Source organism: Rhodanobacter sp. UC4448_H15, from assembly GCF_052978265.1.
Genome location: NZ_CM129665.1, coordinates 3,742,626 through 3,762,878 on the forward strand (window position 1 = coordinate 3,742,626; position 20,253 = coordinate 3,762,878).

Genomic DNA, 20,253 nt, shown 5'->3' on the forward strand with positions numbered 1-20,253 from the left:
ATCAGGCATGGGACCGGGGCGACGAAAGGAAGTTCGCGTGTGGAAATCGGGAGGCCGGGGACGACCTGAGCGGGCCGCTGGCCGAGGTTCAGCTGCGCAACCTCGGCACGCCGTGCTGGTCGCGCTCCTCCACCGCAATGACGGTGGTGTCGATGGCGCCGCCGGTGCGGCTGCGGGTGTCGCGCACGGCTTCGCCGCGGGTCATCGCCAGTGCGTTGCGATAACAGCGCTGCGCTTCGGCGGCGTCGCCCTGACCGGCGAACGTGTCGCCGAGGGCTTCCCACGCGCCGGCGACGGGCTCCAGCGCCAGCGAGCGTTCGAGGTATTGGCGGGCCTTGCCCCACAGTTTCAGGCGCACGCACATGCGGCCCAGGGCGAGCAGCAGGTGGGCGTCGTTCGGGTGGACGTCGAGCCAGGCTTCGGCGCGGCGCAGGCGCGGTTCGAGATCGTCGCCGGCAAGCAGGCCCCAGGTCTCGATCAAGCGCGGCGACCATTCACGGCGCAGTGCCGACTCCAGTTCGTCCATCGCCGGCAGCATCAGTCCGAAGAACGCGGCGCGGCGCGCATAGGCGTCGACCACGGTCGGCGGGCGGCGCTGCGCTTTCGGCAACTGCGACCACAGCGTGTTCAGCGCGGCGCCGTCCGGCGCGGCCTGCAAGGTATCGGCCAGGATCTGCGTTTCCAGTGCCGCGTACGCGCGACTGCCGAGCGCGCCGCTCTTCTGCAGCGGCTCCAGCGCGGTGCGCGCGCGGCGCAGATCGCCGCTTTCGCGAGCCGCCTGCGCCAGCTCGCGCCAACCGCCGGGAGTGAGCGTGCCCTTGTCCGCTTCCGGCGCCAGCAGCGCCAGCGCTTCGGCCGGCTTGCCCTCGCGCCGCAGCAGGCGGGCGCGCAACACGCGGGCCGCCTGCGGAACGTATTGCGAAGCCCGATCGAGCGACTCCAGCGCGCGGGCGGACTCGCCGCGGCGCGACGCGGCTTCGGCTGCGGCGAGCAGGGCCGGGCCGCGCAGGCTTTCCAGCCGCGAGGCGCGATTGAGGTCGCGCTCGGCGTCGCCGTGGCGGCCTTCGATCAGTGCCACCAGACCTTCGCCCAGGCGCTGCTGGCTGAGCCGGCGATGGCGCCGCGAGAGTGCGCCGAACGGCCAGCGCAGCAGGCTCCACGCCAGGCTGAGCACGGCCCACGCGAGCAGCCACAGCACCACCGCGGCAATCACCGTGGTCTCGACGCGCCAGCCGCGCATGCGCAGCAGGACGTAGCCCGGGTCTTCGGCCACCCAGTGCCAGCCGAACGCGGCCACGGCCGCCACGATGACCAGCAGCAACAGCCAGCGCCACAGCCTCATGGCTGCACTCCACCCCGGCGTGCCGCCGGAACGGCAGGCTTCGCCGCGGACTGGGCCGGCGCGGGCGCAAGCGCGTGCACCGCGCGCAGGTTGCGCAACTCGCGCAAGGCCGCACCCAGTTCCACCGCGCTGTCGGCAGGTCGTTGCTCCTGCAGCTTCTTCAGCGCGGCGCGGGCTTGCTGCACCGAATTCGCGTCGCCATCGAACTGGCTCGTCAGGCTGGCCTGCACCCGCTGCAATGCCGCGGCATAGGCGATGCCGTCGTGGGCGAGCAGATCGGCCTGCGCCTGCGCCAGGTCGAGCGCGGCCAGCTCGCGCGCGAAGCGGGCATCAGCCACCGCCAGCGGCGCACCGTTGTCGCGACGCACGCTGACCACGCTGCCGAGCGCGCGGCGGATGCGCGACCAGACGTCGGTGGCCTGCGCGGCGGCGGGGGTGTCGAGTGGCTTCAGCGGCAGTTCGCCGATCGTGCCGCGCAGCGCCTGCAACTGCTGCAGCAGCCCGGCCTGGTCGGTCGGCTGGCTCTTCAGCAGGGCTTCGCGCTCGGCCTGGATATCCTGGCGCACGCCACTGAAGGCGCCGTCATTGACCGCCGCCAGGGTCTGGTCGGCCAGCTCGTAGGCGGCAGCGGCCGCTGGTGCGTCGTGGAACAGGCGATAGCGCTCGGCGCCCATGCGCAGCAGCGAGTCGGTTTCGTCCAGCAGCATGGCGTCGTGGCCGGAGAGGCTCTTCTCCGCCAGCTTGGCCACGGCATCTTCCAGGTTGCGGATGCGTTCGCTCTGGCCCAGCAATTCTTCGCGCAGCGACCGGTTGACTGCCGCCGCGTCGTCCACGCGCTGATCGAGGCTGGCACGCTGGTCGGCCAGCGCACCCACGCGTGATTCGATGCCCTCTGCGCGCTGCTGCAAGGCCGCCACGCCCTGGCGGTCGGCGTTGCTGCCGCGCTGCTGTTGCCATTGCTGCCAGCCGACCCATGCGGCGGCGGCCAGCGCCAGCAGCGACAGGATCAGGGCGAATGCCAAGGTGCCGCCACCACGTGACTGCGGCGCGCGGCCGGCGGGCGCCGGGCGCGAGCGCGGCGGGTCGACGATCACCGGATCGGGCTGCACGTCCCGCGACGAGGCCGGGGTCCTGGCTGCCGCGGCGAGCGGCTCGGTGGGTTCATCTGGCTGGCTCATGGCTCGCATGCTAGCAGGCCATACGCCTGCGTTCGTAGCGCCTGCGCGTGAAGAGCGCCTCAACGCGCGGCAGCGGCCAGCATGTCGTCGGCCAGCGCCGAGGCCGCCTGCACGACGCGACGAAACCCGGCCGCACGCGCGGCCGCGGCCAGCCGTTCGCTGCTCACCACGGCGGTGGCGGCACACAGGCGCTGCCGCGCCGGCGGGGGCAGCAAGCTGCAGAGGTTGTGCAGCGCCTCCTGGCTGGACAGCAGCACGCGCGCCGAACGCGGCAGTACCTGCAGCGCCGCGGTGTGGCGGCGATCGAGCCGCGGCGGCACGCGACGATAGACCTGCACTTCGCGCAGGCATGCACCGCGTGCGGCGAGTTCGCGGCGCAGCACGCCGCGGCCACCCGGCGCGCCGATCAGCGCCACGCGGCGATCGCGCAATGCCTGCAATGCCGGATGCGCGAGCAGGCCTTCGCTGTCCTGCTGGTCAGGACACAGCGGCTGCTTCACCCCATGCCGGCGCAGCGCACGCGCAGTGCCCTGCCCCACCGCCAGCACGGTCGACCGCGTGCGCAGCGCAACGAGCGCCGCTGCGTGATGCACGGCCGCGGGGCTGGTGAAGATCACCAGTTCGTCGGCGAGCGCCTCGCGCAGCTGCGCACGCACGGCCGCCGGATCGTCCGCTGCGCGCAGCGCCAGGCCGGGCAGCGACAACGGCACGCCACCGAGCGCGCGCACGCGACGCGACAAGGCCGCAGCGGTGCCCACCGGGCGGGTGATGACGAGCACCCGGGCGCGCAAGGCGCCGACTCTCGTCAGTGCCTGCGGGTGCGTTCGCGTGTCGGGTCGATGGTCCGGCATGGCTGCAGTGTAGCGGCGGCCCTACACTGTGGAGTTTTCCCCCACCTCATCGAGCCACGTGGATACCCTTTCCGACAACGATGACGCGCAGCGCCTGATCCGGTTCATCCGCGACGAAATCCCGCTGGCCCGCGCAATGGACCTGCGATTGCAGCACCACGACGCCGACATGCTGAGTCTGTGCGCGCCGTTGCCGCCGAACGTCAACGACAAGGGCTGCGCGTTCGGCGGCAGCCTGGTCAGCCTGATGACGCTGAGCGGCTGGGCACTGGTTGAACTGGCGCTGCGCCGGCGCGGCATCGACTGCGACGTGTTCGTCGCCGAATCCGGCGTGCGCTACCTCGCGCCGCTGTGGCAGGACTTCTGCAGCGAGGCGCGGCTCGCGCCCGACGCACGGTGGGACACCTTCTTCGACACGCTGGCCGCGCGCGGACGTGCCCGCATCGCGGTCGAATGCATCGTTCCCGGCACCGACGGCCAGCCCGCGGCCACACTGGCGGCGCGTTTCGTGGCCAAGCGGCGCGAGCCGACCCTGCCGGCTTGAATGAGGCAGAATGGCCCGGCCACCGCCAAGGAGAACCACCCATGCGCCGTATCCCGCAGCTCCTGCTGGTGTTGTCGCTCCTGCTGCTGGCCGCCTGCGCCACGCAGGAACGCAGCCGCTCGCTGACCACCACCTTGTCGGCCTATGCCGGCACGCTGCGCTGGGGCGATTTCGCCAGTGCCGCGCAGTTCATCGACCCGAAGATCCGTGCCGAACACCCGCTGAGCGAACTGGACCGCGCGCGCTACAAGCAGGTGCGCGTCACCGAGTACGACGACGGCAGCGGCCCGGTGCCGCTCGGCCCGACCGAGGTGCAGCAGACGGTGCGGATCAGCGTGGTCAACATCCACACCCAGGCCGAGCGCAGCGTGATCGACCGCCAGACCTGGCATTACGACGAGCAGACCAGGCATTGGTGGCTGACCAGCGGGCTGCCGGACATCACCCGCGAATGAGCGCAGGCGCCGGCTGCCGCACGCAACCCGTATAATCGCGGGTTTACCCGAACCGGCGCCGCGCGGCGCGCCGATGGACTGACGATGAACGATTTCCTGCACCAGCTGCCTGCCTTTGTCGGCAACCATGTCGCCCTGTCGGTGCTGTTCGTGATCCTGCTGGTGGCCTTGCTGGTCATCCAGGCGCGGATCATGTTCAGCAAGATCAAGGAACTGAGCCCGGCCGCGCTCACCGGCCTGATCAACCGCGAGAATCCGCTGCTGATCGACCTGTCCGCGCTGGCGGACTTCGAGAAGATGCACGTGCCCGGTGCGAAGCACGTGGCGATGAGCCAGTTCGACCCGGAAAAGAAGGATCTCGCCGCCGCGAAGTCCCTGCCGGTCGTGCTGATGGACAAGGACGGTCGCGGCAATGCGGCCAAGGCCGCGCAGCGCCTGCTCAAGGCCGGCTTCGAGCACGTGCACACCCTCGGCGGCGGCGTGCTGGCCTGGCACGCGGCGCAGTTGCCGGTGGCCAAAGGCAACAAGTAGCAGGAGCAAGTGGAGAGGAGTGAGAAGTGAGAGAAAGCGGGGTTGTCCTCTCTTTTCTCACTCCTCTTCACCCGCTTCTAGCCATCATGGATGCCGGCGCGGCTGGCGATGATCTGCGCCAGCACGTCGGGCGCGTATTCGAACGAGTCGTAGTAGAGCCGATCCTCCGGCAGGCCGGCGGCGAGGAAGCTCGGGTGCGCAGCGTCGATCATCGCCGGCGGGCCGCTCATGTAGAGGTCGTGACCCGACAGGTCGGGCCAGTCGGCCAGCACTGCCTCATGCACGAGGCCCGTGCGCAGGCCGTCAGCGCGCGCGGCGTCGGACACCACCGGATGGAAGTCGAGGCCGGGCACGTCACGCGCCCACTGCGCGGCCAGCTCGCGCAGGTACAACTCGTCGGCGCTGCGTGCGCCCCAGTAGAGCCGGATCGGGCGGCGCGTGCCCAGCGCGATGAAGTGCTCGATGATTGCCTTGACCGGCGCGAAGCCGGTACCGCCGGCCATGAAGATCATCGGCCGTTCGGAATCCTCGCGCGGCACGAAGGTGCCCAGCGGCCCCTCCACGCGCAGGCGGTCGCCGACCTGCAGGGCATCGTTGACCCATGAAGTGAAGCCGCCGCCGGCGACGTGACGAACGTGCAGTTCGAGGCTGCCGTCCGGCTGCGGCCGGTTGGCGATCGAGAACGGCCGATGCCGGCCGTCTTCAAGCACCACGTCCAAATACTGGCCGGGCAGCCGGCGCAGGCGCCGTTCGCCGCGTTCGGGGCGCAGGCGCACGCCGATCACGTCGGGGGCCAGGCGCCACTTGTCGACCACTTCCACCCCCAGCTGGCGCCGCACGATGTCCTCCACCGAGGGCACTTCGCGCGCTTCCAGCAGCAGGTCGGTGACCGGCACGGCCTGGCACAAGAGCACCGCGTGATGGGCCACCGCATCGGCGCTCAGCGCCAGCGGCGGGTTGCGCGGGTATTCGCAGCGCCCCTGCAGCACGGTGGCCTTGCAACTGCCGCAGACGCCGGCGCGGCAGGAATACGGCAACGCCACGCCCGCGCGCTGCGCCGCTTCCAGCACGGTCTCGCCGATGGCCACGGGGAACTGCCGGCCGGAGGATTTCAGGGTAACGATGGGCACCGGCAGCATTGTCGCCGTGAACGCGACAGACAACAATGCGGGCTCGCCGCACGGGAATCGACGATGAGCCTCTGGAAACAACCCACCGACCTGGCCCGCCTCAACGGCTGGAGCGCCAACACGATGATGGAGACGCTGGGCATCCGCATCACCGCGGTCGGCGACGACTGGCTGCAAGGCACCATGCCGGTCGACGCGCGCACCCACCAGCCCTACGGCCTGCTGCACGGCGGCGCCTCGGTGGCGCTGGCCGAGACCCTGGGCAGCACCGCGGCGATGCTTACGCTGGACCCGGACCAGGAGCTGGCGGTGGGCCTGGACATCAACGCCAACCACATCCGCGGCGTGCGCTCGGGCACCGTCACCGGCACCGCCAGGGTGCTGCACATCGGCCGCACCACCCAGGTGTGGGAGATCCGCATCGAGAACGAGGACGGCGCGCTGGTGTGCATCTCGCGCATCACCATGGCGGTGATCGCCGCGCGCGGCATGGGCACCAGATAATGCGACCTGCTCCCGATGACTCTCATTGGAGCATCGTCATTCCCGCGAGAGCGGGAGACGCTTTTTCAACAGACGAATGTCTGGTCATCCGCTGTCTTTTACCTCGTGAACCCATGGATTCCCGCTTTCGCGGGAATGACGACCGGTGCGCACCGGTGAGATCGGCACTCCCGCCGACATGACCGCCGACGCGCCCTACGCCAGCCTCACCCCCGACCTGGTGCTCGATGCCGTGAGCGCCTGCGGGTTGTGGCCGGACGGACGCCTGCTAGCGCTGAACAGTTACGAGAACCGGGTCTGGCAGGTGGGCCTGGAAGACTCGCCGCCGGTGATCGCGAAGTTCTACCGGCCCGGCCGCTGGAGCGATGCGGCGATCATCGAGGAGCACACGTTCGCGCAGGAGCTGGCCGAGGCCGAATTGCCGGTGGTCGCGCCGTTGGCATTCGACGGCCGCACCCTGCTGCTGCACGGCGGCTTCCGTTACGCGCTGACGCCGCGCCGCGGCGGCCGCGCCCCCGAACTGGAAGCCGTCGACCAGCTGCAGTGGCTGGGCCGGTTGATCGCGCGCATGCACGTGGTGGGCGCGCGTGCGCCGTTCGTCCACCGCGGCCGGCTCGATCGCGACACCATGGTGCAGCAGCCGCTGTGCGCGGTGCTCGACTCGTCGCTGCTGCCGACCTCGCTGCAGGGGAACTACCGCGCGGCAGCGACTCGCCTGGATGCCGCCATCGCCGCGCGCCTGGAGGCGGTCGGCCCGGTGCGCCAGCTGCGCCTGCACGGCGACTGCCACCCCGGCAACGTGCTGTGGACCGACGCCGGACCGCATTTCGTCGACCTCGACGACGCCCGCACCGGCCCGGCGGTGCAGGACTTGTGGATGCTGGCCAACGACGAGCGCGCGATGGATGCCGTGCTCGAAGGCTACCGCCAGTTCCGCGATTTCGACGACGGCGAACTGGCGCTGATCCCGGCACTGCGCGCGATGCGCCAGCTGCACTACGCCGGCTGGATCGCCGCACGCTGGCACGATCCGGCGTTTCCTGCCGCGTTCCCCTTCGTCGCCGAATCGCGCTGGTGGGACCAGCACGTCGCCGACCTGCATGAACTGGCCGACGAGCTCGGCGCCCCCTCGTAGGCGCCCGCTCGCGGGCGATGCGGTTCCCGGATTCGGGATGCAGCAGGAACATCGCCCGCGAGCGGGCTCCTACAATCCACCGACTTGCTTTCAGGAGTTTCTTGCATGCGCACCACCTTGTTCCGCCTGATCGGCGTCCTCGAAATCGCCGGCGGCCTGTACGGCGTGGCGGCGATGCTGCGGCGGCTGTTGCCGTTCGGCGCGCATGACGGCGTGATCGCCCTGATCGGCCTGGTGCTGTACGGTTTCGTGCTCGCCGCCGGCGTCCAGCTGGTGGCCGGCACCGAGCATGGCGTGCGGCTGTCGCGCTGGGCGCAGTTGCTGCAATTGCCACTGATCGCCCTGCCGGTGTTCAGCTACGGCCTGCACTGCGGCGCCTTCATCAACGTGTTTGCCACCCTGCAGGCCGCGCCGCGGCTGGGACTGGACTGGCACCTCGGCAGCCAGGGTTTCGTGCTCGCGGTCGCCGGCCCGTCGGTGTCGCGCGTGGGCGTCAATCTGCTCGCCCTGCTCTCCTGGCTGGTGCTGCGCCTGCGCTGACGCACGGGAGTAGGGCGGGCACCGCCCGCCGGTCTTTCCCCCAAAGCGGCGGGCAGTGCCCGCCCTACGCTCCGAAGAGGGACCCGGCCAGCGGCTATCATGCGCGGATGAATACGCCCGCAGCGCTTCCCGTCATCCGCCTGAAATCCGATCGTGCTCCCGGCCACCCGTGGGTATGGTCGGCGCAGCTGCACAAGCCCGAGTCAAAGCTGCCGCCGGGCAGCGTGGTCGAGGTGCAGGATGCGAAGGGGCGTTTCGTCGGCCGTGCATTCTGGAACGGCCATGCGCGCATTGCCCTTCGCCTGCTGGACACGCATCCGGATGCCGTGATCGACGCCGACTGGATCGCCGCGCGCATCGCCCGCGCGGTGCAGCTGCGCCGCCAGTGGCTGCAGCTCGACGAGGTCAGCGATGCCTGGCGCGTGGTGCACAGCGAAGGCGACGACCTTTCCGGCCTGATCGTCGATCGCTACGCCAACGTCATCGTCATCGAATACTTCGCTGCCGGCATGTGGCGTTTTCGCGAAGCGATCCACGCCGCCCTGCTCACCCACTTCCCCGGCGCGCAGCTGTACTGGTTCGCCGAGTCGCACGTGCAGAAGCAGGAGTCGTTCGACTGTCGCAGCCCCGAGGTGCCGGCGCCGTTCGAGGTGCACGAACACGGCCTGCGCTTCCACGCCGCGCCGGGGCTCGGCCACAAGACCGGCTTCTTCGCCGACCAGCGCGACAACCGCAAGCGCTTCGCCGAGCTGGCGAAAGGCCGCCGCGTGCTCGACCTGTGCTGCAACGCCGGCGGCTTCGCCGTGCACGCGATGGCCTGCGGTGCGCGCGAGGCGGTCGGCGTGGACCTGGACGCGGGCATCCTGGAAGTCGCCCGCGCGAATGCGGAAGCGAACCAGGTCGCGGTGACGTTCGAGCAATCCGACATCTTCGACTGGGTGCGCGCCGCCGTCGCGCGCGGCGAGAAGTACGACGCGGTGATCCTCGACCCGGCCAAGCTCACCCGCGACCGCAGCAAGGTGATGGACGCGCTGAAGAAGTACTTCGCGATGAACCGCATGGCGCTGGACATCATCCCGTCCGGCGGCCTGCTGCTGACCTGCTCGTGCACCGGCCTGGTCGGCGAAGGCGAGTTCCTGGAGATGCTGCGCCGGGTGGCGCTCAACGCCGGCCGCACGATCCAGGTGCTGGAAGTGCGCGGCGCCGGCGCCGACCACCCGTTCCGCACCGACGTGCCGGAAGGGCGCTACCTGAAGGCGGTGTTCTGCCGGGTGGATTGAGGGATTCCGGCTTTTTTCTGCAACAACGCGGCGCGGGTCAGGATTTGCGCGGCAGCCGGCCGCGCAACGAGGCGGCGTCGAACGGGCCGGGCTCGGCGATCAGCGCGCGCGCCGCGTCCACCTGGTCCCACGTGTTCCACAGCAGCACGCCGCGCACGCGCCCACCGTCGAGGTAATACACCACGCCTTCGCGGTTCGGTTCGCGCCAGTCCTCGACCACTTCCAGCCGCGTATCGAGCAGGCCCACCGCCTCGTAACCCAGGTCGAACAGGTCGGAGTAGAAGAACGGCTGGGTGACGTACTCATCCGCGATCCCGGCCATCGCGCGGCCGGCGAGCCGGCCCATGCCGACGGCGGCGTCCTCGTGCTCCACGCGCATCCGGCGATCCAGGCTCACGCTGTGGAAATTGGCCACGTCGCCGGCGGCCCAGATGTCCGGATCGCTGGTGCGCAGCTGCGCATCGACCAGGATGCCGTTGTCCACCGCCAGCCCCGCCTGTTCGGCCAGCGCGACGTTCGGCGTCACGCCGATGCCGGCCACGGCGGCCTCCACGCGCAGCAACGTGCCGTCGGACAGGCTCAGCTCCACGCCGCCATCCGTGGGATTGCTGCCGGTGACCTGCGCGCCGGGTCGCACGTCCACGCCATGGCGCGCAAAGTAGTCGGTGATGAAACGCGCCAGTCCCTCGGGATAACGTCCTGCCCCCAGCAGCTCGCCGGGAAACAGCAGGCTGACCTTGCAACCCAGCGCGGCCAGCGAGGCAGCCAGTTCGCAGCCGATGAAGCCGCCGCCGATCACCGCGATGTACGCGCCGGGCTGCGCGAAACCGTGCAGCGCCTGGTAATCCGCCAGCGTGCGGTAATGGATCAGCCGCTTGCCGCCCTCGAACGGCAGCTGCCGCGGCGTGGCACCGGTGGCCAGCAGCAGGCGGCGATAGCGGTAGGTGTCGCCGCGGTCGTCGCGCGCGACGCGGGTGGCGCGGTCGAGCGATTCGATCCGCCGGCCGAGATGCAGGGTGGCGCCGCTGGCCGCGGTGGCCAGGTCGACGTCGGCGGGCGACTTGTCGCCCTTCCACAGCCCCTTGCTGAGCGGCGGGCGCTGGTACGGCGCAGAGGTCTCGTCGCCGACCAGGCCGACGTCGGCCGCCGGATCGACCTCGCGGATCGCCTTGGCGGCCGCATCGGCGGCCATGCCTGCGCCGATGATCAGGTAATCGTGGACATGTTCCATGACCTTCTCCTTGAACAAGCACTCCGCCCATCATGCACCACGCCCGCCATTCCAGCGTGAAACGCCGGCGCAGGCCATGAGACGGCTCGACGTACACTGGATGCATCGAACCCGGGAAACGTTCCATGCCACTCAACGAGATCCTGCAGATCGTCCTCGTCATCCTGCTTGTGCTGGTGCTGCTGTTGCAGCTCGTCACGGTGCTGCGCGGCCGCGACGGCGCGGGCGTGAGCGCCAAACTGGATGCGCTGAAGGACGACAGTGCCCGGGTCGAGCGCACCCTGCGCGAGGAGCAACGCGCCGGTCGGGAGGAGTTGCAACAGGGTTTCGACCGTTTCCGCGGCCATGTGGGGGAGCAGCTCGGCGGCATGTCGCAGCAGCAGGCCGAGCGCATCGAGGGCTTCGGCCAGCGCCTGGCTGCGCTCACCGACGGCACCAGCCAGGGTCTGCAGACCCTGGCGCAGCAACTCGCGGAGGACGCGCGCAAGAGCCGCGCGGAGACCACGCTCGCGCTCAACCGCTTCGGCGAACAGCAGCAGCAGCGCCTCGCCGCACTCAGCGCCGAACACGAGAAGCGCATGGGCGAGGTGCGCGCCACGCTGGAGGCCAAGCTCGGCGCGATCCAGCAGGACAACGCGGCCAAGCTGGAGCAGATGCGCGCCACCGTGGACGAGAAGCTGCACGCCACGCTGGAAAATCGCCTCGGCGAATCGTTCAAGCTGGTCTCCGAACGACTGGAGGCCGTGCAGCGCGGCCTTGGCGAGATGCAGGGCCTGGCCGTCGGCGTGGGCGACCTCAAGCGCGTGCTGGGCAACGTGAAGACCCGCGGCGTGCTGGGCGAGACCCAGCTCGGCGCGCTGCTCGAACAGCTGCTGACGCCCGACCAGTACGCGGTCAACGTGGCCGTCGCACCCAACTCAGACGCGCGGGTGGAGTACGCCATCCACATGCCCAACGGCGTCGATGGCGCCGCGCTGTGGTTGCCGATCGACGCGAAGTTTCCGCTCGAGGACTACCAGCGCCTGCAGGAAGCTCACGAGAACGCCAATGCCGCGGCCGCCGCCGATGCCGCCAACGCGCTGGAACGGCGCGTGCGCGAGGAGGCCAAGCGCATCCGCAGCAAATACGTGGTGCCGCCGCATACGGTGGATTTCGCCATCCTGTTCCTGCCGACCGAAGGCCTGTTCGCCGAAGTGCTGCGGCGGCCGGGCCTGTTCGAGTCGCTGCAGCGCGAACACCACATCACCGTGGCCGGACCGACCACGCTGGCGGCGATCCTGACCAGCCTCAAGGCCGGTTTCCGCACGCTGGCGATCGAGAAGCGCAGCAGCGAGGTGTGGCAGCTGCTGGGTGCGGTCAAGACCGAGTTCGGCAAGTTCGGTGCCGTGCTGGACAAGGTCAAGAAGAATCTGGACCAGGCCAGCAACCAGATCGATGCGACCGGCGTGCGCACGCGCGCGATCGAACGCAGGCTGCGCGGCGTCGAAACACTGCCCGGCGAAGTCAGCCAGCAACTTCTCGATACCGCCCCCGCCACGGAGGACGGCGACGAACCGACGGCCGACTGAACCTCAGCGTCGCCAGCGGAACACGTCCTCCACCCCCACGCCGAACGCATGGGCAATACGGAAGGCCAGCTCCAGCGACGGCGCGTATTTGCCGCCTTCCAGCGCGATCACCGTCTGCCGCGTGATCCCGCAGGCATCGGCCAGCGCCTGCTGGGTCATTTCGCCATGCTCGAAGCGCAGCTTGCGGATGCTGTTGTCGATCGGCGTGCCGCTCATGCGCTGCGCCGGTCGTGCCAGTAGGCCATGCCGGTAGCCAGGTATTCCAGCAGGCACGACGCCATCAGGCCGACGATCAGCACGTTGGCGACCGCCATCGGCCGGGCCCAGGCGAGGCGTTCCAGCGGCGAGAACGCGAACATCACGGCCAGGCCGATCACGAACACCGACAAGCCGACCCGCGCCCAACCGCAGGCGCGCGCCTCGATCTGGCGATCGCGCTCGTCCTGTTCCACCGTGTCGCGCCAGCGATGCCGCAGCAACTGCATCACCACCAGCCAGCCGACCACCAGCATGCCGATGTGCCGGCCGATCGCCGAGGCCTCCGGCGCCATCGACCCATCCGCAGCCACCATCTGCGAACCGCGCAGGAGGTAGTAGGCGCCGATGGCCGCGGTGAAGACCAGGCCGATCCAGGCCCGCTGCTCGCCCGGCGACACCGGTGCCGCCGACTCGTCCCGGGCCGCCATCGCGGCGGATTCCTGGAGCGTGGCCCAGAGCAGGTACCAGACCAGCCAGGCGCCACCAAGCACGGCCAGCCCGCCGGGCCAGCCCAGATCCACGTCGGGCAGCACGAACAGCACGTAGAACGCCGCCACGGACAGCGGAACCAGGACGAAGTAGCGCAGGTTGCGCGACATGGTGTCATCTCCATCGGACGTTATGTATGTTATACATTACATCATGTCTTGTCAGACGGACAATGGCCTCCCCGCGCGGGAACCCCGGCGACACAGACGTCATCAGGTTGGGAACGTTAAACTGGCAAATCAGCCATCCCGAGGCCCCCGCATGAACGAAGAGCATCATTCCCAGGAAGTCAGTCAGCAGCAGGCCGAGGACGCGGTGCGTATCCTGCTGCGCTGGGCCGGCGACGACCCCACGCGGGAGGGCCTGCTGGACACGCCCAAGCGGGTGACCAAGGCCTACCGGGACTGGTTCTCGGGCTACGAATCGGACCCGGCGGAGTTCCTGCGGCGCACCTTCGAGGAAGTGGCCGGCTACGACCAGATGGTGGTGCTGCGCGACATCCAGTTCGAGAGCCATTGCGAGCACCACTTGGCGCCGATCATCGGCCGCGCCCACGTCGGCTACATGCCGACCAACCGCGTGGTCGGCATCAGCAAGCTGGCCCGCGTGGTCGACGGCTTCGCACGCCGCCTGCAGGTGCAGGAGAAACTCACCGCGCAGATCGCCCATTGCATCCAGGAAACCCTGCAGCCCAGCGGCGTGGCGGTGGTGATCGACGCCAGCCACCAGTGCATGACCACCCGCGGCGTGCACAAGCGCGGCGTGTCGATGGTGACCAGCCAGATGCTGGGCAGCTTCCGCGACGATGTGCGCACGCGCAACGAGTTCCTGCAGTTCATCGGCATCCACGGCAGCGCCCGCTGAACATGCACCCCCGCTGGTGCGCCGTGCCGCTGCTGTGGCTGGCAGCCCTTGCGCACGCGCAGGATTCACGCGTCGCCTACCTGGGGTTCTTCGATCGCGACGGCGACGGCAAGGTCAGCGTCGCCGAATACGTCCAGTACATGAGCCGCGGCTTCGCGCAGATGGATGCCAACGGCGACGGCGTGCTGGAAACCGACGAGTTGCCGGGCCGCCGCGGCGAGCCGATTTCGCTCCCGGCATTCCAGGACAACCTGCGCCGCCAGTTCCATCGGCTGGACCGCAACCATGACGGCAGCCTGGATGCGCGCGAGTTGACCGCGCCGCCGCGCTGATCCGGCCGGCCTGCTCCGCGCTCACCCCGGCCCGCCGGGATCCACGCCAGGGAAGAAGATCGACTCGATCGGCCGTCCGAACAGGCGCGCGATCTTGAATGCCAGCGGCAGGCTGGGGTCGTACTTGCCGGTCTCGATCGCGTTCACTGTCTGCCGCGACACGTCCAGGCGCTCGGCCAGCTCGGCCTGCGACCATGCCTGTTCGCCGCGCAACTCGCGCAGGCAGTTGTTCATCGGCGGGACTCCGATGTCGATCGGCCCTGCTGCGGGGCGGGCTTGTTGCCCGGCATTTTTCGCAAAGAGGCGAGGCGCCTGCTCACGACGAAGCGGGCCGTCGGATCAACCGCGAGAAAAGGCAAGGCGGATGCCGGCGTGACCGGTTTTCCGGCTGTTCGCAGCCGCGGGCGCAACGGCGAGAGAGGGATTCGCCGCTGGCGAAAGGGGTTCACGGCGGGCTCCGGACGCGCGGGCAATCTTCCCGCCGCGAAGCTATCGGGCCGGCCCAGTAGCGTCAAGTTTACTTGACCAAAGCTAAGCAATCAGACGAGGTGCGGTTGCTCAAGCTTCATATATCAGTACAATTTGTGACGCAGTTCGCACTTTATGTGACGCAATCTGTAGGGGAACGCCGACAAACGCTGCCAATTTTTTGCCCCACGGCAGAAAAGCCACATGGCAGGTCGTGGCGGCGAGGGGGAATCCGGACGATCAGGATGATTGGCATGCCGGTTGCTTTAGCCACCGCAAGCCACGGTAGATCGTGGTCTGCATTTCATCCGGGGGGAATGAATTTAGCCAGAACCCGCCGGTTTACCAGATGCCTTGCCGCCAACGGGCCTTTCCTCGTGCGGCGATGCCGAGATCCCGAAACCATCCATCCAACGAGGAACACCATGAACAAGACTCTGCTTTCCACCGCACTGGTCGCCGTGATCGCCGCCACCGCCTTCGCGCCGACCGCCCAGGCAGCCAACACCGGCACCATCACCATCTCCGGCAAGGTTCTGTCCGACACCTGCACCGTCGCCGTCAATGGCGGCGCCACCGTGGCGCTGCCCACCGTGATGACCGCCAGCCTGGGCACCGTGGGCGCCACCGCCGGCACCACGCCGTTTACCGTTGCGCTGACCGGCTGCGACACCAACACCACCACCGCCGCGATGAGCTTCAGCGGCAGCAACATCGACGCCGGCACCGGCAACCTGAAGAACACCGTCGTCGGCGGCTCCAACGTGCAGATCCAGTTGCTCAATGGCGCCTCCCTGATCAACGCGTCCAGCGGCGCCAATGCTCCGGTGATCAACGTCACCAGCGGCAGCGGCAGCGTGGCCATGAACGCCCGCTACGTCGCCGCCAGCGCCGCGGCCACCGCCGGCCTGGTCGCCTCGACCGTCAACTTCACCCTGAGCTACCAGTAAGCGCGACATCGGCGCGCCGCAGTCGCCATGGCGGCTGCAGCGCGCCGTTTTTTTGCCAGCCGCCACTACCGCTCCACCGTCCCGGGAACCCTCCGATGAAGAACCTGCTCGCCCTTGGCGCCATGCTGATCGCCCTGACGGCTGTCAGTGGCGCGGCCGACGCCAGCGTCGTGATCGGCGGCACCCGCGTGGTGTTCCCGGCCGCCAGTGGCGAAGTCACCGTGCGCCTGAACAACAACGGCCAGCAACCAGCCCTGGTCGAAGCCTGGATCGACGCCGGCAATCCCGATTCCACCCCCGATACCGCGCGCGTGCCGTTCCTGATCACGCCGCCGCTGTTCCGCATGAACGCCGGCAAGGGCCAGAGCCTGCGCATCGTCTACACCAGCCAGCCGCTGCCGACGGATCGCGAGTCGCTGTTCTGGCTGAACGTGCTCGAGATCCCGCCCAAGCCCGGCACCGTCAATGGCGAGACGCAGAACACCTTGCAGTTCGCCGTGCGGTCGCGGCTGAAGCTGTTCTTCCGCCCGGCCGGCCTGGCCGGCAACCCGCTGACCGCCGCCTCGCAGATCACCTGGTCGGTGGCCAGCGACGGCCATGCGCTGGTGGCGCACAACCCGACGCCTTACCACGTCACGTTCAGCAAGGTGTCGCTGAGTGCCGGCAAGGCGGCGTTGGCGACCGACGCGGGCATGGTCGCGCCGCTGTCGACCTTGCGCCTGCCGCTTGCCGAAGGCGCACCGGCCCCTGCCGCCGGCACCGCCGTCGCGTTCACCACGATCAACGACTTCGGCGCCGCCGACGCCAACCAGGGCACGATCACGCCGTGAAGCGCGCACGCGCCCGCGCATCGACGCCCTGCGCGCGCGCAGTCGCCAGCCGTCGGCTGGCGTTGTCGATCCTGCTGGCGCTGGCCACCGCCGCCGGTGCCGCCCACGCTGCCGCGGCCAACGCCGACGCCGGCGCCGCGGCCGACGCGGCGGATGCCAACTTCGACCGCAGCATGCTCGCCGGCGCGGGCCAGAACACCACCGACCTGTCGCGCTTCGAACGCGGCAATTTCGTGCCTGCCGGAAACTACAGCGTCGACATCTACCTCAACGACGCGCCGGTCGGCCGCCGCGACGTGCGCCTGGCCGCGCCCTCGCCCGACGCCAGCGCCACGCCCTGCGTGACCCCGGCGCTGCTGGACACCCTGGGTCTGCACCCGGCCGATCTCTCCGACGCGCTGCTTGCGGAAATGGCCGACCCTGCCGCCTGCGTCGACATCACGCGCGTGATCCCGGGCGCCAGCCTCGGCTTCGACCTCGGCGACCTGCGACTGGACGCCAGCGTGCCGCAGGCGTTCCTGGGCCGCGTGGCGCGCGGTTATGTCGACCCGCAGTACTGGGACGAAGGCGTGACCGCGGGCCTGCTCAACTACAACTTGAACAGCTACCGCACCAGCGCCGGCGGCCTGCACCAGACCTCGACCTACCTGGGCCTGGATGCCGGCATCAACTTGGGCGCCTGGCGGGTCCGCCACGACTCGACGCTGGACTGGCAATCGGGCACCGGCGCGGCCGGCTCCACGCACCACTGGCAGAATATCGCCACCTACGCCCAACGCGACCTGACCGCACTGCGCGCGCAGCTGACCGTGGGCGACTCCTGGACCAGCGGGGAGATCTTCGACAGCTTCGGCCTGCGCGGCGTGCAGATCGCCACCGACGACCGCATGCAACCGCAGTCGCTGCGCGGCTACGCACCCACCGTGCGCGGCGTGGCCGACAGCAACGCCAAGGTGGTGGTGCGCCAGAACGGCATGCTGATCTACCAGACCACGGTCGCGCCCGGCCCGTTCGTGATCGACGACCTCTATGCGACCGGCTACGGCGGCGATCTCGAAGTCAGCGTGACCGAAGCCAGCGGCCGCGTGCACAGCTTCTCGGTGCCCTACGCCTCGGTGCCGCAGCTGCTGCGCCCCGGCGTCAACCGCTTCAGCATCGCGGCGGGGCAGATGCGCGAGCAGACCATCGAGGACGAGCCGAACGTGGTGCAGGCCACCCTGCAGCACGGCTTCACCAACCTGCTCACCGGCTATGCCGGCGTGGTGGGCTCGGAAGGTTACGGCGCCATGCTGCTGGGCAGCGCGCTGAACACCCGCTACGGCGCGTTCGCGATGGACATCACCGGCGCGCGCACGCGCATCCCCGGCCTCGACACCATGTCCGGCCAGAGCGTACGGCTGAGCTACAGCAAGATCATGGCGCCCACCGGCACCTCGCTGTCGGTGGCGGCCTATCGCTATTCCACCAGCGGCTACCTGACTTTGCGCGATGCGGCGCGCGCGCGCGACTACGCGCAACGCGGCCTGCCGGTGTTCGCCAGCGGCCCGGCCCGGCCGATCCTGATCAACGGCGTGCCGGTGGCCGGCCTGCTCACCCCGCAGCAGCAGGCGGCGCTGGCCGGCATCAACTACACCGGCGCGCTGGACACCGTGGGCGTCGATCGCCAGCGCAACAATTTCAGCATCAACCTCAGCCAGCGCCTGGGCGCGACCGGCGGCTCGCTGTACGTCACCGGTTCGGCGCGCGACTACTGGAACCGCGGTGGCACCGACACCCAGTTCCAGGTCGGCTACAACAACTCGGTGGGCCGGCTGAACTACAACGTCTCGGCCAGCCGCGAGCGCAACCTGTTCGGGCGCAGCGAAAACCGCTTCATGCTCAACCTCACGATCCCGCTGGGCAACGGCGCGCATGCGCCGATCCTCACCGGCGCGCTGAGCCGCACCGGCAGCGACGCCACGCAGGAGCAGGCCACCGTCAGCGGCACCGCCGGCAGCAACGACCAGTTCAACTACGGCGTCACCGCCACCCACGACAACGGTCGCGACAGCGGCTCGGTGGGCACCAGCGGCAGCGTCAACGCCGGCTATCGCGGCAGCCACGTGCAGGTCAACGTCGGCGTCGGCGCGGGCAGCGGCTATTCGCAGGCCTCGTTCAACCTGGCCGGCGGCATCGTCGCGCATCCCGGCGGCGTCACCTTCGGCCAGCCGCTGGGCGACACCGTGGGCCTCGTCGAGGCACGGGACGCCGCCGGCGCGCGGGTCATCAACGCCGCGGGCGTGAGGATCGGGCACAACGGCTATGCGCTGATCCCGTACCTCACCCCGTACCAGCTCAACCGCATCGACATCGACCCCACCGGCCTGTCGCTGGACGTGCAGTTGGACAACACCAGCGCGCAGATCGCGCCGCGCGCCGGCGCGGTGGTGCTGATCAAGTTCAAGAGCGAAAGCGGCCGCTTCGTGCTGATCCAGACCCGCCTGGCCGACGGCAACACGCTGCCGTTCGGTGCCGAAGTGGATGACGCGCGCGGCACGCTGGTGGGCGTGGTCGGCCAGGCCGGGCAGATCATGGCGCGATTGCCGAACGACAGCGGCTCGCTGCGGGTGAACTGGCAAACGGATGATGGCGCATCGCAGTCGTGCACCCTCCCCTATGACCTCGCAAAGTCGAACGGCACGGCTGCGGGAATCCGGCGGATCGAGGCCACCTGCGTCGCACCCGACCTTCGAGCAAAGCTTGCAGAGGCCCGCCCATGAGCAACGGTCCCATCACCTCCATCCCGCGGGCATTCCGATTGCCGAACCGGTGGCTCCTGCTGCTGGCTTGCACCCTGCTGGCAGCAACGCCCGTCGCGCATGCCGGCTGCTCCTTCAGCCGTGGCGACTCAACAGGCACGTATTCCGTTGGCGTCCCGGCGACCATCGTCAACGATCCCGGCATCCCGGTGGGCGCCACGCTCTACACCTCCGGCCTGACCGGAATCAGCCAACCGGTGAGTTTCAAGTGCAACGGCAACCAGAACTACTGGGGCCTGACGAACCGTGCCGGCGCGACTCCCGCTGCCGGGCAATACCTGTTCCCGATCGGCACCACCGGCATCAGCTTCCGGATCACCCAGACTTCGGGCAGTTACCCCGGACTCATCGGCCCCTGGCCGTTCCAGAGCCTGGACGGCAGCTCCACCTGGACTGAAGCGGACCCCGTCACGGTCGAGCTGGTGAAGACCGGCAATATCGCCGACGGCACGGTGGTGTCCGGCGCGCTCGCCGACTTTCAGGCCGGCACCGTCAGCAACAACATTGTCGACGCATCCATCGTGCTGGCCGGATCGCTGACTTTCGTGGCCCCGGCCTGCAGCGTGCCGTCAAGCCTGACCGTGCCGCTGCCGACGGTCACCACCAGCGCTCTCGCCGGCGGGACCGGCGTGACCACGGGTGACAAGCCTTTCGCGATCCCGCTGACCTGCTCGGCAAACGCCAAGCTGGCGATCACGCTGGACTCGACCAACCCGGTCAACCGACCCAACGGCGTGTTGTCGAACAGCGGGACGGCAACCGGAGTCGGTATCCAGATCGTCTGGAACGGCGCGCCGGGAACCAGCGGCAATCCGGTCGCGCTGGGCACGGCCGTCACCTTCAACGCGGCCAGTGGTGCGTCGCAAATCCCGCTGGTCGCACGCTACTACCGGACCACGGGAGCGCTTGCATCGGGGTCGGTCACGGCGACAGCCACCTATACGTTGACCTACCCCTGAAGGACGCGCGACAACG

General features: G+C 69.4%; 22 protein-coding genes. 14 read left to right on the plus strand and 8 right to left on the minus strand.

Going from position 1 to position 20,253, the window contains the following annotated elements:
• Positions 1–88 precede the first annotated feature (88 nt).
• Genes ACVCMI_RS17135 through ACVCMI_RS17145 form a run of 3 tightly spaced genes read right to left on the minus strand, consistent with a single transcriptional unit; the run spans position 89 to position 3,371 of the window.
• Positions 89–1,342, minus strand: coding sequence for a heme biosynthesis HemY N-terminal domain-containing protein (locus tag ACVCMI_RS17135; protein WP_447097978.1), 1,254 nt, complete (start codon positions 1,340–1,342; stop codon positions 89–91).
• A complete protein-coding gene (locus ACVCMI_RS17140; RefSeq protein ID WP_447097977.1) occupies positions 1,339–2,520 on the minus strand; it encodes a uroporphyrinogen-III C-methyltransferase in 1,182 nt (393 codons plus the stop codon). The genes ACVCMI_RS17135 and ACVCMI_RS17140 overlap by 4 nt, the downstream gene beginning before the upstream one ends.
• A gap of 59 nt (positions 2,521–2,579) precedes the next feature.
• On the minus strand, positions 2,580–3,371 hold the full coding sequence (locus ACVCMI_RS17145) for a uroporphyrinogen-III synthase (RefSeq protein WP_447097976.1): 792 nt from the start codon (positions 3,369–3,371) through the stop codon (positions 2,580–2,582).
• A gap of 58 nt (positions 3,372–3,429) precedes the next feature.
• On the opposite strand from ACVCMI_RS17145, the gene ACVCMI_RS17150 reads away from it, so the two are divergent.
• The 3 genes from ACVCMI_RS17150 to ACVCMI_RS17160 all read left to right on the plus strand — a co-directional run bounded on the left by ACVCMI_RS17150 (position 3,430) and on the right by ACVCMI_RS17160 (position 4,901).
• On the plus strand, positions 3,430–3,915 hold the full coding sequence (locus tag ACVCMI_RS17150; RefSeq protein ID WP_395120313.1) for a YiiD C-terminal domain-containing protein: 486 nt from the start codon (positions 3,430–3,432) through the stop codon (positions 3,913–3,915).
• Between the two features lie 41 nt (positions 3,916–3,956).
• Positions 3,957–4,370: a hypothetical protein gene (locus ACVCMI_RS17155; protein ID WP_447097975.1), complete on the plus strand. Its 414-nt coding sequence runs from the start codon at positions 3,957–3,959 to the stop codon at positions 4,368–4,370.
• Positions 4,371–4,454: 84 nt separating this feature from the next.
• Entirely contained in the window at positions 4,455–4,901 is a 447-nt protein-coding gene (locus ACVCMI_RS17160) for a rhodanese-like domain-containing protein (protein WP_447097974.1), read from the plus strand.
• A 77-nt stretch (positions 4,902–4,978) separates the two neighbouring features.
• Here the strand turns inward: ACVCMI_RS17160 and ACVCMI_RS17165 are convergent, their stop codons facing one another.
• Positions 4,979–6,040: a 2Fe-2S iron-sulfur cluster-binding protein gene (locus ACVCMI_RS17165; protein WP_447099519.1), complete on the minus strand. Its 1,062-nt coding sequence runs from the start codon at positions 6,038–6,040 to the stop codon at positions 4,979–4,981.
• A 54-nt stretch (positions 6,041–6,094) separates the two neighbouring features.
• Here ACVCMI_RS17165 and ACVCMI_RS17170 point away from each other — a divergent pair, with 54 nt between their 5' ends.
• The 4 genes from ACVCMI_RS17170 to ACVCMI_RS17185 all read left to right on the plus strand — a co-directional run bounded on the left by ACVCMI_RS17170 (position 6,095) and on the right by ACVCMI_RS17185 (position 9,490).
• Positions 6,095–6,535, plus strand: a complete 441-nt coding sequence (locus ACVCMI_RS17170; RefSeq protein ID WP_395120316.1) for a hotdog fold thioesterase — start codon at positions 6,095–6,097, stop codon at positions 6,533–6,535.
• A 178-nt stretch (positions 6,536–6,713) separates the two neighbouring features.
• Positions 6,714–7,670 carry a serine/threonine protein kinase gene (locus ACVCMI_RS17175; RefSeq protein WP_447099518.1) on the plus strand — a complete coding sequence of 319 codons (957 nt, stop codon included), beginning with the start codon at positions 6,714–6,716 and terminating at the stop codon, positions 7,668–7,670.
• Between the two features lie 105 nt (positions 7,671–7,775).
• Positions 7,776–8,210, plus strand: a complete 435-nt coding sequence (locus ACVCMI_RS17180; protein WP_447097973.1) for a hypothetical protein — start codon at positions 7,776–7,778, stop codon at positions 8,208–8,210.
• A 107-nt stretch (positions 8,211–8,317) separates the two neighbouring features.
• Entirely contained in the window at positions 8,318–9,490 is a 1,173-nt protein-coding gene (locus ACVCMI_RS17185; RefSeq protein ID WP_447097972.1) for a class I SAM-dependent rRNA methyltransferase, read from the plus strand.
• 37 nt (positions 9,491–9,527) lie between these two features.
• Here the strand turns inward: ACVCMI_RS17185 and ACVCMI_RS17190 are convergent, their stop codons facing one another.
• Complete coding sequence (locus tag ACVCMI_RS17190) at positions 9,528–10,721, minus strand: NAD(P)/FAD-dependent oxidoreductase (protein WP_447097971.1); 1,194 nt, start codon at positions 10,719–10,721, stop codon at positions 9,528–9,530.
• 125 nt (positions 10,722–10,846) lie between these two features.
• On the opposite strand from ACVCMI_RS17190, the gene rmuC reads away from it, so the two are divergent.
• The gene (rmuC, locus tag ACVCMI_RS17195; RefSeq protein WP_447097970.1) at positions 10,847–12,289 is read left to right on the plus strand and encodes a DNA recombination protein RmuC; all 1,443 of its coding nucleotides are present in this window, start codon (positions 10,847–10,849) and stop codon (positions 12,287–12,289) included.
• 3 nt (positions 12,290–12,292) lie between these two features.
• On the opposite strand, the gene ACVCMI_RS17200 is transcribed toward rmuC, so the two are convergent.
• Positions 12,293–12,505: a helix-turn-helix transcriptional regulator gene (locus ACVCMI_RS17200; RefSeq protein ID WP_395120321.1), complete on the minus strand. Its 213-nt coding sequence runs from the start codon at positions 12,503–12,505 to the stop codon at positions 12,293–12,295.
• The gene (locus ACVCMI_RS17205) at positions 12,502–13,146 is read right to left on the minus strand and encodes a hypothetical protein (protein ID WP_447097969.1); all 645 of its coding nucleotides are present in this window, start codon (positions 13,144–13,146) and stop codon (positions 12,502–12,504) included. The genes ACVCMI_RS17200 and ACVCMI_RS17205 overlap by 4 nt, the downstream gene beginning before the upstream one ends.
• Before the next feature lie 151 nt (positions 13,147–13,297).
• Here ACVCMI_RS17205 and folE point away from each other — a divergent pair, with 151 nt between their 5' ends.
• Both folE and ACVCMI_RS17215 read left to right on the plus strand, forming a co-directional pair.
• Entirely contained in the window at positions 13,298–13,900 is a 603-nt protein-coding gene (folE, locus tag ACVCMI_RS17210) for a GTP cyclohydrolase I FolE (protein ID WP_395120323.1), read from the plus strand.
• 2 nt (positions 13,901–13,902) lie between these two features.
• Complete coding sequence (locus ACVCMI_RS17215; protein WP_447097968.1) at positions 13,903–14,232, plus strand: EF-hand domain-containing protein; 330 nt, start codon at positions 13,903–13,905, stop codon at positions 14,230–14,232.
• A 21-nt stretch (positions 14,233–14,253) separates the two neighbouring features.
• On the opposite strand, the gene ACVCMI_RS17220 is transcribed toward ACVCMI_RS17215, so the two are convergent.
• The gene (locus tag ACVCMI_RS17220; protein WP_447097967.1) at positions 14,254–14,466 is read right to left on the minus strand and encodes a helix-turn-helix transcriptional regulator; all 213 of its coding nucleotides are present in this window, start codon (positions 14,464–14,466) and stop codon (positions 14,254–14,256) included.
• Between the two features lie 659 nt (positions 14,467–15,125).
• Here ACVCMI_RS17220 and ACVCMI_RS17225 point away from each other — a divergent pair.
• The 4 genes from ACVCMI_RS17225 to ACVCMI_RS17240 all read left to right on the plus strand — a co-directional run bounded on the left by ACVCMI_RS17225 (position 15,126) and on the right by ACVCMI_RS17240 (position 20,237).
• The gene (locus ACVCMI_RS17225) at positions 15,126–15,650 is read left to right on the plus strand and encodes a fimbrial protein (protein WP_395120326.1); all 525 of its coding nucleotides are present in this window, start codon (positions 15,126–15,128) and stop codon (positions 15,648–15,650) included.
• A 95-nt stretch (positions 15,651–15,745) separates the two neighbouring features.
• Positions 15,746–16,480, plus strand: a complete 735-nt coding sequence (locus ACVCMI_RS17230) for a fimbrial biogenesis chaperone (RefSeq protein ID WP_447097966.1) — start codon at positions 15,746–15,748, stop codon at positions 16,478–16,480.
• Positions 16,477–19,239 (plus strand): fimbria/pilus outer membrane usher protein, encoded by a 2,763-nt coding sequence (locus tag ACVCMI_RS17235; protein ID WP_447097965.1) that lies wholly within the window; start codon positions 16,477–16,479, stop codon positions 19,237–19,239. The genes ACVCMI_RS17230 and ACVCMI_RS17235 overlap by 4 nt, the downstream gene beginning before the upstream one ends.
• A complete protein-coding gene (locus ACVCMI_RS17240) occupies positions 19,236–20,237 on the plus strand; it encodes a fimbrial protein (protein ID WP_447097964.1) in 1,002 nt (333 codons plus the stop codon). Before ACVCMI_RS17235 ends, ACVCMI_RS17240 begins: the two co-directional genes overlap by 4 nt.
• Positions 20,238–20,253: the final 16 nt, after the last annotated feature.